Source organism: Micromonospora sp. NPDC048898 (assembly GCF_043198035.1).
Classification (GTDB): domain Bacteria; phylum Actinomycetota; class Actinomycetes; order Mycobacteriales; family Micromonosporaceae; genus Micromonospora.
In genome coordinates this window covers 241,342-256,550 of the sequence record NZ_JBICUF010000001.1, presented here as the reverse complement: position 1 = coordinate 256,550, position 15,209 = coordinate 241,342, and the positions used below count along the sequence as shown (strand labels likewise).

At 72.3% G+C, this 15,209-nt stretch carries 15 protein-coding genes; 10 read left to right on the top strand and 5 right to left on the bottom strand.

Going from position 1 to position 15,209, the window contains the following annotated elements:
* Nucleotides 1–11: 11 nt before the first annotated feature.
* Nucleotides 12–1,616, bottom strand: a complete 1,605-nt coding sequence (locus ACGFIQ_RS01285) for an RNA polymerase sigma factor (protein ID WP_393237518.1) — start codon at nucleotides 1,614–1,616, stop codon at nucleotides 12–14.
* A gap of 288 nt (nucleotides 1,617–1,904) precedes the next feature.
* On the opposite strand from ACGFIQ_RS01285, the gene ACGFIQ_RS01280 reads away from it, so the two are divergent.
* Nucleotides 1,905–2,726, top strand: a complete 822-nt coding sequence (locus ACGFIQ_RS01280) for an inositol monophosphatase family protein (RefSeq protein ID WP_393237515.1) — start codon at nucleotides 1,905–1,907, stop codon at nucleotides 2,724–2,726.
* Nucleotides 2,727–2,750: 24 nt separating this feature from the next.
* On the opposite strand, the gene ACGFIQ_RS01275 is transcribed toward ACGFIQ_RS01280, so the two are convergent.
* Complete coding sequence (locus ACGFIQ_RS01275) at nucleotides 2,751–3,266, bottom strand: LytR C-terminal domain-containing protein (RefSeq protein WP_393240255.1); 516 nt, start codon at nucleotides 3,264–3,266, stop codon at nucleotides 2,751–2,753.
* Nucleotides 3,267–3,698: 432 nt separating this feature from the next.
* Here ACGFIQ_RS01275 and ACGFIQ_RS01270 point away from each other — a divergent pair, with 432 nt between their 5' ends.
* Both ACGFIQ_RS01270 and ACGFIQ_RS01265 read left to right on the top strand, forming a co-directional pair.
* On the top strand, nucleotides 3,699–3,995 hold the full coding sequence (locus tag ACGFIQ_RS01270; protein ID WP_007075406.1) for a DUF4193 domain-containing protein: 297 nt from the start codon (nucleotides 3,699–3,701) through the stop codon (nucleotides 3,993–3,995).
* A 116-nt stretch (nucleotides 3,996–4,111) separates the two neighbouring features.
* Nucleotides 4,112–4,969: a hypothetical protein gene (locus ACGFIQ_RS01265; protein ID WP_393237512.1), complete on the top strand. Its 858-nt coding sequence runs from the start codon at nucleotides 4,112–4,114 to the stop codon at nucleotides 4,967–4,969.
* An 18-nt stretch (nucleotides 4,970–4,987) separates the two neighbouring features.
* Here ACGFIQ_RS01265 and ACGFIQ_RS01260 read toward each other — a convergent pair whose 3' ends face one another.
* Nucleotides 4,988–5,515, bottom strand: a complete 528-nt coding sequence (locus ACGFIQ_RS01260) for a DUF3093 domain-containing protein (RefSeq protein WP_393240252.1) — start codon at nucleotides 5,513–5,515, stop codon at nucleotides 4,988–4,990.
* A 91-nt stretch (nucleotides 5,516–5,606) separates the two neighbouring features.
* On the opposite strand from ACGFIQ_RS01260, the gene dut reads away from it, so the two are divergent.
* The 4 genes from dut to ACGFIQ_RS01240 all read left to right on the top strand — a co-directional run bounded on the left by dut (nucleotide 5,607) and on the right by ACGFIQ_RS01240 (nucleotide 8,035).
* Nucleotides 5,607–6,143 (top strand): dUTP diphosphatase, encoded by a 537-nt coding sequence (gene dut / locus ACGFIQ_RS01255; RefSeq protein WP_393237509.1) that lies wholly within the window; start codon nucleotides 5,607–5,609, stop codon nucleotides 6,141–6,143.
* 25 nt (nucleotides 6,144–6,168) lie between these two features.
* On the top strand, nucleotides 6,169–6,831 hold the full coding sequence (locus ACGFIQ_RS01250) for a DUF3710 domain-containing protein (protein WP_393237506.1): 663 nt from the start codon (nucleotides 6,169–6,171) through the stop codon (nucleotides 6,829–6,831).
* 114 nt (nucleotides 6,832–6,945) lie between these two features.
* Nucleotides 6,946–7,326, top strand: a complete 381-nt coding sequence (locus tag ACGFIQ_RS01245) for an OB-fold nucleic acid binding domain-containing protein (RefSeq protein ID WP_393237503.1) — start codon at nucleotides 6,946–6,948, stop codon at nucleotides 7,324–7,326.
* A 25-nt stretch (nucleotides 7,327–7,351) separates the two neighbouring features.
* Complete coding sequence (locus tag ACGFIQ_RS01240; RefSeq protein ID WP_393237500.1) at nucleotides 7,352–8,035, top strand: DUF3159 domain-containing protein; 684 nt, start codon at nucleotides 7,352–7,354, stop codon at nucleotides 8,033–8,035.
* A 34-nt stretch (nucleotides 8,036–8,069) separates the two neighbouring features.
* Here ACGFIQ_RS01240 and ACGFIQ_RS01235 read toward each other — a convergent pair whose 3' ends face one another.
* Both ACGFIQ_RS01235 and ACGFIQ_RS01230 read right to left on the bottom strand, forming a co-directional pair.
* A complete protein-coding gene (locus ACGFIQ_RS01235) occupies nucleotides 8,070–8,759 on the bottom strand; it encodes a potassium channel family protein (RefSeq protein ID WP_387200705.1) in 690 nt (229 codons plus the stop codon).
* Between the two features lie 3 nt (nucleotides 8,760–8,762).
* Nucleotides 8,763–9,428 (bottom strand): TrkA family potassium uptake protein, encoded by a 666-nt coding sequence (locus ACGFIQ_RS01230; protein ID WP_357558899.1) that lies wholly within the window; start codon nucleotides 9,426–9,428, stop codon nucleotides 8,763–8,765.
* Between the two features lie 164 nt (nucleotides 9,429–9,592).
* Between ACGFIQ_RS01230 and ACGFIQ_RS01225 the strand changes: the two genes are divergently transcribed.
* From ACGFIQ_RS01225 to dxs, 3 genes are all read left to right on the top strand, one after another.
* The gene (locus tag ACGFIQ_RS01225) at nucleotides 9,593–11,671 is read left to right on the top strand and encodes an APC family permease (RefSeq protein ID WP_393237495.1); all 2,079 of its coding nucleotides are present in this window, start codon (nucleotides 9,593–9,595) and stop codon (nucleotides 11,669–11,671) included.
* A 43-nt stretch (nucleotides 11,672–11,714) separates the two neighbouring features.
* Complete coding sequence (locus ACGFIQ_RS01220) at nucleotides 11,715–12,938, top strand: class I SAM-dependent RNA methyltransferase (RefSeq protein ID WP_393240249.1); 1,224 nt, start codon at nucleotides 11,715–11,717, stop codon at nucleotides 12,936–12,938.
* Between the two features lie 124 nt (nucleotides 12,939–13,062).
* Entirely contained in the window at nucleotides 13,063–15,009 is a 1,947-nt protein-coding gene (dxs, locus tag ACGFIQ_RS01215; protein WP_393237492.1) for a 1-deoxy-D-xylulose-5-phosphate synthase, read from the top strand.
* The last annotated feature ends 200 nt before the right edge of the window (nucleotides 15,010–15,209 follow it).

Sequence of the window (15,209 nt, the reverse complement as noted above, 5' to 3'; positions counted from 1 at the left end):
GACGAACCCGCTCAGTCCAGGTAATCCCGGAGGACCTGCGACCGGGACGGGTGACGCAGCTTGGACATCGTCTTGGACTCGATCTGCCGGATCCGCTCCCGGGTCACCCCGTAGACCTGGCCGATCTCGTCCAGCGTCCGTGGCTGACCGTCGGTCAGGCCGAAGCGCAGGCGTACCACACCCGCCTCACGCTCGGAGAGCGTCTGCAGCACCTGCTGGAGCTGGTCCTGTAGGAGCGAGAAGGAGACCGCGTCGACCGCGACCACCGCCTCGGAATCCTCGATGAAGTCACCGAGCTGGCTGTCGCCCTCGTCACCGATGGTCTGGTCCAGAGAGATGGGCTCCCGAGCGTACTGCTGGATCTCCAGCACCTTCTCGGGTGTGATATCCATCTCCTTGGCCAGCTCCTCCGGGGTGGGCTCACGGCCCAGATCCTGGAGCAGCTCGCGCTGTATGCGGCCGAGCTTGTTGATGACCTCGACCATGTGCACCGGGATGCGGATGGTGCGGGCCTGGTCGGCCATCGCGCGGGTGATCGCCTGCCGGATCCACCAGGTCGCGTACGTGGAGAACTTGTAGCCCTTGGTGTAGTCGAACTTCTCCACCGCGCGGATCAGGCCGAGGTTGCCCTCCTGGATCAGGTCGAGGAAGGCCATGCCACGTCCCGTATACCTCTTGGCCAGCGACACCACCAGACGGAGGTTGGCCTCCAGGAGGTGGTTCTTGGCCCGCTCGCCGTCGCGGGAGATCCAGCCCAGGTCACGGACCATGTCCCGGACGAGCTTCTCCTCGCCCTCGTCGGCGGCGCGCAGCCGCTCGGCGGCGTAGAGCCCGGCCTCGATCCGCTTGGCCAGCTCCACCTCCTGCTCGGCGTTGAGCAGCGGAACCTTGCCGATCTGCTTCAGGTACGCGCGGACCGAGTCGGCCGAGGCGGTCAGCTCGGCGTCCCGCCGGGCCTGCTTGAGGGCCTCGGACTCCTCGTCGTCCCACTCGAAGTCGTTGTCGGTCGCCGAGGCGGCGGCGTCGGTCTCGGCAGCCTGGGCCAGCTCGGCCGGCTCCTCGACCACCACGTCCTCGATCGCGGCGGCCAACTCCTCCGGGTCGATCTCGCCGTCGGCGCCCTCGCCCTTGGCCTTGCCGGCGGCCTTGGTCGGCTTGGCGCCGGCAGCCGCGGCGACCGTCGCCTTGGTGGCTCGGGTCGACTTGGTCGCCTTCGCCGGAGCCGCCACGGCGCCCTCGGCGGGAGCGCCGGTGGCCTTGCGGGCGGCCACCTTGCGCGGCGTCGACGGCGCGTCGTCGGCGGCCGGTGCCTGCTTCGGGGCCGGCGCGGCGGCCTTCTTGGTGGTCTTGGCGGTGGTGGCCCGGGACGCCGGCGTTGTCGACCGGGCCGCGGCGACGCGGCGGCGGGTGCTCGCCGAGCCGTCCACCACTACGGTCACTCCCGCCTCGGAGAGCGCCCGCAGAATCTTCTTGGCCTGGGCCGGAGTCACCTCGGCGGACTCGACGGTGCGCGCGAGCTGGGCCGACGTCAGCTGACCACCGGCGCTCTGCGCGTGGGCGATCAGGGTGTCGGTGAGCGAGCGAACGTCGGCGCCGGTCTGGCGGGGTTCTGTCACGAATGACCTTCCGGAGGCGAAGAGCGGGCACGGCCGGGTCGTCCGGCACAGCGTGGGGCAACCGGCCGGGCGATGTGGTTGAGGGACCCTCGCGTCCCGGGCCGGCCGGTGGTCGGCGGCCCGTGGCACGTGGGCAGGGGTGAATTGTAACGCCGTCTGCGGCGATCATCCTGCGCCGCACTGCGTAATGACGGTGGGACCGCTGATTCGGCGCTGATCTGGACTTTGTAAGGATGATACCCGCGCGCGGCCCGGAACACCCCGGTCGTGCGGGAAGGGGACGTTGGGATGCCCGGTTCGACGCCGTCACCTCGGGAACTTTTGGCGATCGCGCTCGACGTGGCGCGGGACGCGGCGGCCACCGCGTACCGGATGCGCGTCGAGGGTGTCTCCGTGGCCGCGACCAAGAGCACGGTCACCGACGTGGTCACCGCGGCGGACCGGGCTGTGGAACGGCAGGTGCTCAACGCGCTGAGAAGGTCGCGACCGAACGACGCGGTGCTCGGCGAGGAGTACGGCACGGGGGACACCGGGCCGGTCGCGCCGGGCGGGGTGCGGTGGATCGTCGACCCGATCGACGGCACCGTCAACTACCTGTACGGGCTGCCGTACAGCGCGGTGTCGCTGGCCGCCGAGGTGGACGGGGTGGTGGTCGCCGGCGTGGTGCGCAACGTGAACACCGGCGAGGAGTGGACGGCCACGGCCGGGGGTGGTGCCTGGCGCGACGGTGTCCAGCTGCGCTGCTCCGGCGAGACGGACCTGGGGCAGGCGCTGGTCGGCACCGGGTTCGGCTACGACGCCCGTCGTCGTGCGCACCAGGCCCAGGTCGTGGCGGGGCTGATCGCACACGTACGGGACATCCGCCGGCTGGGTGCCGCCGCGCTGGATCTCTGCCTGGTCGCGGAGGGCCGGCTCGACGCGTACTTCGAGAAGGGTCTCGCGGCCTGGGACCTGGCGGCGGGTGGGCTGGTGGCCGCCGAGGCGGGCGTGCGGGTCGCCGGCCTGGCCGGTCGGCCGCCGGGGCCGGACCTGGTGGTCGCGGCGCCGCCCGCGCTCTTCACGCCGCTGCACGACCGGCTCGCCGAGTTGGACGCCGCCGGCGGGCCCTGATCGCTCGACCGCCCGGTTACGCCGTCACTTGGCGGGCGGGGACGGGCAGGAGCCCTTGGGTGCCTTCGGTGGGCCGGAGTCGCCGAGCGACTGGTTGACCTCGGTCGTGGTGGCGAGCTGCTGGAAGTTGTTGCCCAGCACCACGTCCACGACGTCGTCGGTGCGCGCCGCGTCGTAGCCCTGGGTGGCGTTGTTGAGGAAGTACGCCTGCAGCAGGTGCGCGGAGCCGACGCCCTTCGGGCCGTATCGCAGGACCGCGATGGCGTTGATCTGCTTCTTCTCGGTCGCGGTCTTCTGGACCTGGAACTGCCGGTTGCTCAACTCGTCGGCGACGGTGCGGGCGAGGCCGGGCTGGTCCGTGGCGTTGAGCACGTTGATCTTGACGTCCTTGCGCTCGCGCAGGTTCAGGTCGGCCAGCGGCCAGCCGTCCGGGCAGCCCTGGGCCGTGCCTGCGTTGCCCTGGCTGTCCCGCACGATCGCGGTGATCACGAAACCCAGGGCCAGCACCCCCAGCAGGCCGACGATGACGAGTGCTCGCACTCGCGCAAAACTCATCTGGGCACTCCCGGGACTTCAGGTGGGTGGCGGCAGCCGGCGACGATCGGACTGGCCGTCGGCCGTCGAATACGCCGCTGAGGTTAACGGTTGTCCGGCCGTCGCGTGGAAACAGCCCGACATGCCGGCGCGCCGACCGCGAACCGGGTACTACTACCCCTATCTTCGTGTCGCCTGAATCACATTGGGAACAACTTCGGGTGCAGGGGCGTACATCTCAGCCGCAAGGGCGGTATACATGCCTCGCCCAAGGGGGGTAAGGTTCCGCGCTCGCAGGGGAGTTGCCCCAGCGAGCTCGACCCGTTCGGTCCCCGGGTCGGGTGCCCGACACAAGTGGCGGCCGGCCAGCGGAACCGAAACAGCGTCGTCCGGCGTTACAACCGGAAGCGACAACATCGATATGGGAGAGTGAAACCGATGGCCACCGACTACGACGCCCCGCGTCGCGACGAGGTCGACCTCGGCGAGGACAGCCTGGAAGAGCTCAAGGCACGGCGCGTCGACTCACAGTCGGGCGCGGTGGACGTCGACGAGGCCGAGGTGGCCGAGAGCTTCGAGCTGCCCGGTGCCGATCTGGCCGACGAGGAGCTCACGGTCAAGGTGCTTCCGATGCAGCAGGACGAGTTCCGGTGCGCCCGCTGCTTCCTGGTCCACCACCGTAGCCAGCTGGCGGTCGAGCGTAACGGCGAGCTGATCTGCCGCGAGTGCGTCTGACAACCACGACACCAGCGGCGGCCTCCTGAACGGGGCCGCCGCTGCCGGTGTAGGCATGCGGCCGTGGTGGGTACCTGCTTGACTCGTAGCGGGTAGCCACAGCACCGGGAGGTCCGATGAGCGATCGAGGCGGCACCACCGACGGCGGCACTGACCACGCCAGCGCCACCGACGGCGGCTCCGGCAACCTCGGCGCCACCGACGGCGGCTCCGATGACCTCGGCGCCACCGTCGCCGCGTTGACCGCGGACGACATCGAGCCGGCGCGACGCCGTCAGCTGCTGGCCCGGATGGTCGGGCAGGCCCGTGCCCGGGGCGTCTCCGACCTGTTCAAGCCCCGTGCCGCCATGCGGTGGATGGTCGACGCGGTCGCGGACATCGCTCCGCACATACCGGTGCGAGACCTGGACACCCTGCGCCAGCACTTCCCCGGCCTGGACGACGCCGCCCTGGCCGACCGGCTCATCCGCAACGCGTCGCGGACCACCGCCGCGATCGGCGCGGCCGGTGGGGGAGTCGCCGCCGTCGAGTGGACTGTCGCACCGACCCTGCTCTCCGCTCCGGTGTTGCTCGCCGCCGAGACGGTGGCCGTGGTCGCGGTGGAGCTGAAGCTGGTCGGCGAGCTACACGAGATCCACGGTGTGGCGCTGCCGGACGCCGGCAGTCAGCGGGCGGTCGCCCTGGTGCACTCCTGGGCCACCCAGCGCGGCGTCAACCCCATGGTGCCCGGTGTGGGAGTGGGCGCGGTGCTCGGCACCGCCGCCCGCAAGGAGCTGCGGGACATGCTGCTGCGGCGCTTCGGTCGCAACCTCACCACGCTCGGGCCGTTCCTGACCGGTGCGGCGGTGGCCAGCTTCCTCAACCGGCGGGCCACCCAGCAGATGGCCGAGCAGCTCCAGGTGGACCTGCGTCGGCGGGGCATCGCCCGACCCGCGTCACCGTCGGCCCTGCCCGGCCCGCCAACGGGCACCTGAGGGGGCCGGAGCGTCGGCTCAGCCCTGCTCGCCCGCCGGGGGACGGGAGAGCGTCAGGGCGTCCCGCGCGGTCAGCACCGCCTCGGCCAGCTCGACCGGGTGCCGCGTGCTCACCACCCAGAACGGCGTCGGGTCGGCCGGATCGTCGAGCACCACCTGCACGGCGCCGCCGATCCACGGGCGCTGCACGACGAAGGCGAGCGGGTCCGCGCCGACGCCCAGCACCTCACGGCGACCGGCGACGTCCAGCGGGATCACGTCGGCCACGAAACGCACCGGCAGACGGGCGTCGTCCACCCGCAGCTCGGAGTCGACGACCGCGACCCGGATCCGGCCCAGCCACCACATCCCGGCGGCGGTGAGCGGCAGCAGCACGGCGAACGGCAACCAGGCCCGGACGCCGTCGGCACCCATCCAGATCTCGACGGCCAGCAACGCGGCGGCCACCAGCCCGGCCAACCACAGCCACCAGGGCAGATCCAGCCGCTCGGCGTACGCCGGGCGGGCGGCGACCGGCGGCTGATCGGCGGACGGGGAGGGCGACATGCTCACTCCTGCGAGGGTACGGCGCACGGCGGCTCGGCGAACCGGCAGGATGGCAGGGTCACCCCGCGAACCGGAGGAGAAGAGGGGACCCGTGACCGACGTCGTACCCGTGCCCGTGCGGCTGCTCGACTCCGAGCTGCCGCTGCCCACCTACGCCCATCCCGGCGACGCCGGGGCCGACCTGGTGGCGGCCGCGGACGTGGAGTTGCCGCCCGGCGGTCGTGCCCTGGTGCCCACCGGCGTGGCCATCGCGCTGCCGGAGGGGTACGTGGGTCTGGTCCACCCCCGGTCCGGCCTGGCGGCCAGGCTCGGCGTGACGGTGCTCAACGCGCCCGGTACGGTCGACGCCGGCTACCGGGGTGAGATCCTGGTCAACCTGATCAACCATGATCGGGATGTGCCGGCGAAGATCTCCCGCGGCGACCGGATCGCGCAGCTAGTGGTCCAACGGGTCGCGCGGGCGCGGTTCGAGCCGGTGGCCGAGCTGCCCGCGTCCCGGCGTGGGACCGGCGGGCACGGGTCCACCGGTGGTCACGCCGGGCTGGTGCCGTCGCCGGCGGGCCAGGACCGGGTCGGGCAGCGGCCAGACGAGCCGGGCCGCGGGCAGACGGAAGAGGTGGCAGGGTGAGTGTGAACAGCGGAGGGCAGGCGCAGTGATCTTCTCCCGAAAGCGGGCCGATGCCGAACGGCACACCCGTGACGAGCGGGCCGTCGAGGTCCCGGACCAGGGTGATGCGGCGCCGACGTTGGTGCGCGGCCCGTACGACATCTCGGAGCGCCACGACAACGTGCAGCGCCTCGATCTGGGCAGTCTGCACATCCCGGCGATCACCGAGGTCGAGGTGCGGGTGCAGGCCGACCCGCAGGGCGTGATCCAGCAGGTCGTGTTGGTGCACGGCGACAACGCGCTCCAGCTGGGTGTCTTCGCCGCGCCCCGGTCCGAGGGGATCTGGGACGAGGTGCGCGAGGAGATCCGTCAGTCGCTGCTCCGCGACGGTGCGAGCGCGCAGGAGGTCGACGGCGAGTACGGCCCGGAGCTGCACGCCCAGGTGAACACCCCGGACGGCGCGACGAACCTGCGGTTCGTCGGCATCGACGGGCCGCGCTGGATGGTCCGGGGCGTGTTCCAGGGCCCGGTTGCCACCGACCCGGCCATGGCCGGGCCGCTCGTCGAGTGCCTGGACGGCCTGGTGGTCGACCGTGGCCAGGAGGCGAAGCCGGTCCGCGAGCCGCTGCCGCTGCGGTTGCCCCAGGAGATCTCCGACCAGACCGACACCGAGGCGGGGAACGCCACCGCCGCGCCGCGCCAGGTCTGACCCGCGCACACCGGCACGCCGGAACCAGCCCCGTCGGCGTACGCTGGCGGCACGGTTCCGGCGCCGCCGGGGCCGGCCGGGGACGGCGAGCGTGGAGAGGGTGACGCGGAGGTCATGACGACCGACGAGGGCCGGGTGTCGCTGCGGCGCATCCTGCAACGGTTCACCGCCAGCGAGGCCGAGATCGACGCGCAGGAGCTGCGTCGGGAGAGCGCCCAGTGCGGCGGGGTCCCGGCCCAGCAGTGCTCGCGGGGTCAGCTGGTCTCGGTCGCTGGTCGGCTGCGCACGGTGGTCTACACGCCGCGCACCAACCTGCCCACCCTGGAGGCCGACCTCTACGACGGCACCGACGTGGTCACCCTGGTCTGGCTGGGTCGACGGCACATCGCCGGGATCGAGCCAGGCCGGCACCTGACCGCCCGGGGCCGGGTGGCGGTCCGCGACGACCGCAAGGTCATCTACAACCCCTACTACGAGCTGGACTCGCCGAAGTGACGGCGCTGCGGACGGAAGGCCGGCGATGACGACGGGACAGCACCGCGCGGCACAGCCGGAGACCGGCCCTCCCGAGGAGGAGCCGCTGCCGACGATCGCCGAGCAGATGGCCGACCAACTCGGCGGCTGGCGGGGGCTCGTCGAGTCCAGCATCCCGGTCGTCGTCTTCGTGCTCGCCAACGTCATCGGCGAGCTGCGACCGGCGGTGATCGCCTCGGTCGCGATCGCGCTGCTGATCGCCGGGCTGCGGCTGGCCCAGCGCCGGCCGATCCGGCACGCCGTCAACGGCCTGTTCGGTGTCGGGATCGGCGCCGCCATCGCCTGGCGCACCGGCGACGAGCGCGACTTCTACCTCCCCGGCATCCTCTACGGCATCGGGTACGGCATCGCCCTGCTGATCTCGGCGGCCATCCGGCAACCGCTGGTGGGCTGGATCTGGTCGGTGCTGGTCGCCAAGGGCCGCTCGGAGTGGCGGGCCGACCCGAAGCTGGTGCGGACCTTCACCCAGCTGACCGTGCTCTGGGGTGTGGTGTGGTTGGCCAAGGTGGGCGTGCAGGCCGGGCTCTACCTGGCCCACCAGGACACCGCGCTGGGCGTGGCCCGGCTGGCGCTGGGCTACCCGCCGTACGCGCTGCTGCTGCTGATCACGGTCTGGACGGTGCGCCGGGTCACCCGGGAGCCGCAACCGACCCCGCTGCCCGGCGCCTGAGCCCGGCGACCCGGGTCGCCGGGCTCGCGGCCGCTCAGCGGGAGCCGCGGGTCCGCTCGACGCTGTCCGGCCCGAGGATCACCGCACGGACCTGGTCCTCCACCTCGGCGGTGCAGACGAAGACCAGCTCGTCGCCGGCCTCGATCGGGTCGTCCGGGCTGGGCACCAGGACCCGCTTGCCGCGCAGGATCGCCACCAGCGCGGAGTCGCGGGGCAGCGGCACGGCGTGGATCGGCTGCCCGACGTAGGGCGCGGTCGGTGGCAGGGTGATCTCGACGAGGTTCGCCTCACCCTGCCGGAAGGTCATCAGCCGGACCAGGTCGCCGACGGTGACCGCCTCCTCGACCAGCGCGGCCATCACCCGCGGCTTGCTGACCGCGACGTCCACCCCCCACTGCTCGGTGAACAGCCACTCGTTCTCGGCCCGGTTGACCCGGGCGACCACGCGAGGCACCGCGAACTCGGTCTTGGCCAGCAGCGACAGCACCAGGTTGGTCTTGTCGTCGCCGGTCGCCGCGACCACCACGTCGCAGCCGGCGACGTTGGCCTCCTCCAGGCTGCTCAGCTCGCACGCGTCGGCCAGCACCCACTCGGCGGCCGGCACCCGGTCCGGGCGCAGCATCTTGGGCTGACGTTCGATGAGCATCACCTGGTGGCCGTTGTCGATCAGCTCCTGGGCGATCGAGCGGCCCACGTTGCCCGCGCCCGCGATGGCGACCCGCATGGCTCAGTGCCCCCCTTCCGGCGGCGCCGCCGCCACCGACGTGACAGTCGCCACGATGTCATCGCTGACCAGCATGAACACCTGGTCACCCTCCTGCACGACGGTAGAGCCGGTGGCCAGCGTGCCGATGCCGAAGCGGATCAGATACGCCACCCGCGCGCCGGACGCGTCCTCCAGCGCTCGTACCGGTCGACCGATCCAGTCCTTGTGCACCGGCACCTCGACGATCGACACGGTGCTCGTGGGGTCGCGGAAGATCTCCACGTTGCCCTCCGGCACCAGATGCCGCAGCATCCGGTCGGCCGTCCAGCGCACGGTCGCCACGGTGGGGATGCCGAGGCGCTCGTAGACCTGCGCGCGGCGCTGGTCGTAGATGCGGGCGGCGACCCGGGACACGCCGAACGTCTCGCGGGCCAACCGGGCCGAGATGATGTTGGAGTTGTCGCCGCTGGAGACCGCCGCGAAGGCGTCCGCGCGCTCGATGCCGGCCTGGCGCAGCACCTCGCCGTCGAAGCCGGCCCCGGTGACCGTGATCCCGGCGAAGTCGGGGCCGAGGCGACGGAAGGCGTCGGCGTCCTGGTCGATCACCGCCACCGAGTGCCCCCGGGACTCCAGGCTGTGGGCGAGGGTCGACCCGACCCGGCCACACCCCATGATCACGACGTGCACGCTGTCCCTCCCAAGGTGCGTACCACTCCGGCTGCCGGTGGCCTTACGACTGCGAGCCTGCCACGTCCCGGTGGGGAGCGGGGACCGACCGTACCCCGTCGTGCCGGGCAGCCACGCTCGCCCACCCCCGGGCTCCCATGGTGGTGGTCGTACTCTTGGCGTTCGTGGCCAGTCCCACCTCGCTGCTGAAGCGGCTTCTCCTCGGTCGACCGTTCCGGTCCGACCGACTTCAGCACACCCTCCTGCCGAAGCGCATCGCGCTGCCCGTGTTCGCCTCCGACGCCCTGTCCAGCGTCGCGTACGCGCCCGACGAGATCCTGCTGACCCTCTCCATCGCCGGCGCCTCGGCGTTCCTGTTCTCCCCGTGGATCGCGCTGGCCGTGGTCGTGGTGATGCTCACCGTGGTGGCGAGCTACCGGCAGAACGTGTACGCGTACCCGTCCGGTGGTGGCGACTACGAGGTGGCCACGGTCAACCTGGGTCCGAAGTTCGGCGTCGGGGTGGCCAGCGCGCTGCTCGTCGACTATGTGCTCACGGTGGCGGTGTCGGTCTCCTCCGGGGTGGCCAACCTCGGCTCGGTGGTGCCGTTCGTGGCCACCCACAAGGTCATGATCGCGGTGATCGCGGTGGTCTCGCTGACCGCTGTCAACCTGCGCGGGCTGCGCGAGTCGGGCACGGCATTCGCCATCCCCACCTACGGCTTCGTGATCGTGATGCTCGGGATGCTGCTCACCGGGCTGTTCCGGGTCTTCGTGCTGGGCGACGACCTCCGTGCGCCCAGCGCCGACCTGGTCATCCAGGCCGAGCACAGCGTGACCGGTTTCGCACTAGTCTTCCTGCTGCTGCGGACGTTCAGCTCGGGCGCCGCCGCGCTCACCGGCGTGGAGGCGATCTCCAACGGTGTGCCGGCGTTCAAGGCCCCGAAGAGCCGCAACGCCGCCACCACCCTGCTGCTGCTCGGCACCATCTCGGTGAGCATGCTGGTCGGGATCATCTGGCTGGCCCGGCTGACCCACCTGCAGTTCGTCGAGGACCCGGCCCTGCAGATCGTCTCCGGCCCGGACGGCTACGTGCAGAAGACCGTCACCACCCAGCTCGGCGAGACGGTCTTCGGCTCCGGCTCGATCCTGCTCTACGTGCTGGCCGGGGTGACCGCCCTGATCCTGTTCCTGGCCGCGAACACCGCCTTCAACGGTTTCCCGGTGCTCGGCTCGATCCTCGCCCAGGACCGGTACCTGCCCCGCCAGTTCCACACCCGGGGCGACCGGCTGGCCTTCTCCAACGGCATCACCTTCCTGGCCCTCTTCGCGATCGTGCTGATCGTCGGCTTCCAGGCCGAGGTGACGAAGCTGATCCAGCTCTACATCGTCGGGGTCTTCGTCTCGTTCACGGTCTCCCAGGCCGGCATGATCCGGCACTGGAACCGGCGCCTGCGCACCGAGCGGGACGCGGAGGCCCGGCGCCGGATGTACCGCTCCCGGGCCATCAACACGTTCGGCATGGGTCTGACCGGCACGGTGCTGGTCATCGTGCTGATCACCAAGTTCCTGCTCGGCGCCTGGATCGCGATTGCCGCCATGGCGGTGATCTACCTGCTGATGCTCGCCATCCGCCGACACTACGACCGGGTGGCGGCCGAGCTGACCCCGCCGGACGAGGGCCGGGCCGTGCTGCCCGCCCGCAACCACGCGATCGTGCTGGTCAGCAAACTGCACCAGCCGACGCTGCGGGCCATCGCCTACGCCCGCGCCACCCGACCGGACACGCTGACCGCCGTGACCGTCAACGTGGACGACCAGGACACCCGGGACCTGCAGGCCGACTGGGAGCGGCGGGAGATGGCCATCCCGCTCACGGTGATCGACTCGCCGTACCGGGAGATCACCCGGCCGATCCTGGACTTCGTCGCCAACACCCGCCGCAAGTCACCCCGGGACGTGGTCACCGTCTTCATTCCGGAGTACGTGGTGGGCCGCTGGTGGGAGAACCTGCTGCACAACCAGAGCGCCCTGCGCCTCAAGGGCCGGCTGCTCTTCGAACCGGGGGTGATGGTGGTCAGCGTGCCGTGGCAGCTCGCGTCGACGGCGAGCAAGAACCTGGACCGGCTGGACGCGACGCTGTCGCGGACCCCGGCACGCGGGCCGCGGGGCACCCTGCCGCCAGCCGACCCGCCGGTCGTCTCCACCCCGGCCCCCGAGAGCCGTCCGAGCGACGGTGGCCCGGTCGGGACCGACCGTGACTGACCTCGGCGGGCGCCAGCCCGCGACCCCCGCGCCCTCGTCGTCGTTGCTCGAGCGTGGTCTGGCCGAGGCGGAACAGGTCGAGCTGACCGTCGACGCGGTCGCCCCCGGCGGGCACTGCGTGGCACGGGTGGACGGGCAGGTCGTCTTCGTCCGGCACGCGCTGCCCGGCGAACGGGTCGTCGCCGAGGTCACCGAGGTGCACCGGGGGTTCGTCCGGGCCGACGCGGTCACCGTGCTGGACGCCTCCCCGGACCGGGTCGAGCCACCCTGCCCGTACGCGAAGCCGGGCGCCTGCGGCGGCTGCGACCTCCAGCACGTCGCCCCGGCCGCGCAACTGGCCTGGAAGACCGCCGTGATCCGCGAACAGCTCGTCCGCCTGGGCGGGTTGACCGACGTCGAGCTGGACGGGCTCGGCGTCCAGGTCGAGGCACTGCCCGGCGGGCTGCTGGGCTGGCGCTCGCGGGTCCGCTACGCCGTGGACGCCGCCGACCGTGCCGGCCTGCTCAAGCACCGGTCGCACGAGGTGGTGCCGATCGACAGCTGCCGGATCGCCCACCCCGCCATCCAGCAGTTGCCGGTGCTCACCGAGCGCTGGCCGGCCGCCGAGGCGGTGGAGACCGTCGCCAGCACCGGCGGGGACGTGACAGTCACCGAGGTCCGCGACGGGGCGCCCACCCCGGTCAGTGGCCCGACGGAGGTCCGCGAGGTGGCCGCCGGACGGGACTGGACGCTACCCGCGTCCGCGTTCTGGCAGGTGCACCCCGCCGCGGCGGACACTCTCCGCACGGCGGTGCTGGAGCTGCTGGACCCGCAGCCGGGCGAGACCGCCTGGGACCTCTACGGCGGTGCCGGGCTGTTCGCCGCGGCTCTCGCCGGCCGGGTCGGCGACGCCCGGATCACCCTCGTCGAGTCGAGCCGGGACGGGGTCGACGCGGCCCGGGCCAACCTGGCCGACCTGCCCCAGGTCGAGGTGGTCGCCGCCCGGGTGGAGACCGCGCTGACCCGCCGACGGATCACCGGCCCGGTCGACGTGGTGGTGCTCGACCCGCCGCGCTCCGGCGCGGGCGCCCAGGTCGTGCGGGACATCGTCGCCGCCGGCCCGCGAGCGGTCGCGTACGTGGCGTGTGACCCGGCGGCCTTCGCCCGGGACGTGCGCACCTTCACCGAACTGGGCTGGCGGCTGGCGGCGCTGCGGGGCTTCGACCTGTTCCCGATGACGCAGCACGTCGAGCAGGTCGGGCTGCTGCTGCCCCCGGTCGGGCGTTGACCGGAGATCCGCGTACCCCGGCAGCCCACCGGCCCGGCTCTGACCAGGCGCTCAGTCGGCCCGCGCGGCTCGGGGCGCTCGGCCCGGGCTGCGGAGTGTCGGGCGGCCGATAGACTCTCCGGTCATGAGCGTTGAAGAGGACACGGCCAACCACGGCCGGCTGCTGGGCACGGTCCGCGGTCCGCAGGACGTCAAGCGGATGTCCGGTGAGGAACTGGACGTCCTCGCCGCCGAGATCCGGGACTTCCTGATCGCCAAGGTCTCCCGCACCGGTGGGCACGTCGGGCCCAACCTCGGTGTGGTCGAGCTGACGCTGGCCATGCACCGCGTCTTCGACTCCCCGCGCGACCGGCTCCTGTTCGACACCGGTCACCAGTCGTACGTGCACAAGATCCTCACCGGGCGTCAGGCCGGCTTCGACAAGCTCCGCCAGCGCGGTGGGCTCTCCGGCTATCCCAGCCAGGCGGAGAGCGAGCACGACCTCATCGAGAATTCGCACGCCTCGACCGCCCTGTCCTACGCCGACGGCCTGGCCAAGGCGTACGCCCTTCGCGGCGAGGCGCGCAGCGTCGTGGCCGTGGTCGGCGACGGCGCGCTGACCGGCGGCATGTGCTGGGAGGCGCTGAACAACATCGCCACCGCCGGCAACTCCCTCGTGATCGTGGTCAACGACAACGGCCGGTCCTACTCGCCGACCATCGGCGGCCTCGCCGACCACCTCTCCTCGCTGCGGCTCAACCCCGGCTACGAGAAGGTCCTCGACACCGTCAAGGACGCCCTCGGCTCCACGCCGCTGGTCGGCAAGCCGATGTACGAGGTGCTGCACGCGGTCAAGAAGGGCATCAAGGACGCGGTCGCCCCGCAGGCCATGTTCGAGGACCTCGGCATCAAGTACGTGGGCCCGGTGGACGGGCACGACGTGGCGGCGGTCGAGGCGGCGCTGCGCGCGGCGAAGAACTTCGGCGGCCCGGTCATCGTGCACGCGGTCACCCGCAAGGGCTACGGCTACCGTCCCGCCGAGGAGGACGAGGCGGACTGCCTGCACGGCCCCGGCAGCGCCTTCGACGTCGAGACCGGCGCGCTGCTGGCCGCCCCCTCGGTGAAGTGGACGCACGTCTTCGCCGACGAGCTGCTGGCCGTCGCCGACGAACGCCCGGACGTCGTGGGCATCACCGCCGCGATGGCCGAGCCGACCGGCATCGCCAAGCTGGCCCGCAAATACCCCGAGCGGGTGTACGACGTGGGCATCGCCGAGCAGCACGCCGCCACCTCGGCGGCCGGGCTGGCGCTCGGCGGCCTGCACCCGGTGGTCGCGGTCTACGCCACCTTCCTCAACCGCGCCTTCGACCAGGTCCTGCTGGACGTGGCGATGCACAAGCTGCCGGTGACCTTCGTGCTGGACCGGGCCGGCATCACCGGCCCGGACGGCCCCAGCCACTACGGCATCTGGGACATGTCCGTCTTCGGTGTGGTGCCGGGGCTGCGCATCGCCGCTCCCCGGGACGCGGCCACGCTGCGCGAGGAGTTGCGCGAGGCGGTCGCCGTCGACGACGGCCCCACGGTGGTGCGCTTCCCGACCGGCGCGGTCGCCGCGGACCTGCCGGCGCTACGCCGGGTGGGCCCGGTCGACGTGCTGGCCGAGTCGGCACGCACCGACGTGCTGCTCGTCGCCGTGGGCTCCTTCGGGCAGCTGGGCATGGAGGTCGCCGCCCGGGTCGCCGAGCAGGGCTACGGGGTCACCGTCGTCGACCCCCGCTGGGTGCGCCCGGTCCCGGCCGAGTTGGTCGACCTCGCCGCCCGCCACCGGCTCGTGGTCAGCGTCGAGGACGGCGTCCGGGTCGGCGGGGTGGGCGACGCGCTCGGCCAGGCGATGCGGGACGCCGACGTCCGGGTGCCGCTCAAGGACCTCGGCGTACCGGCCGACTGGCACCCGCACGGCACCCGCGCGCAGATCCTCGCCGACCTGGGCCTGACCGCGCAGGACGTGGCCCGCAACGTGACCGGCTGGATCTCCGGCCTGGACGCCACCCCGGACCGCCTCACCCCCAGCGACGCGGCCGCACAAAACTAACCACCCCGCGACACCGTCGGCGGGCGGCCCCTCCGGGACCGCCCGCCGCTCCCTGTCCCCGCCCCCTGCGCCCCGCACTCGTCGATCATGGACTTGTGGTGGCCGATGAGCGATGATTCACCCCTTTTGTAGGGCACCACAACTGCATGATCGACCCGGGCGGGGGCAGGGTGGCGGGGCGGCGGTGAGGGTGAGGGGGT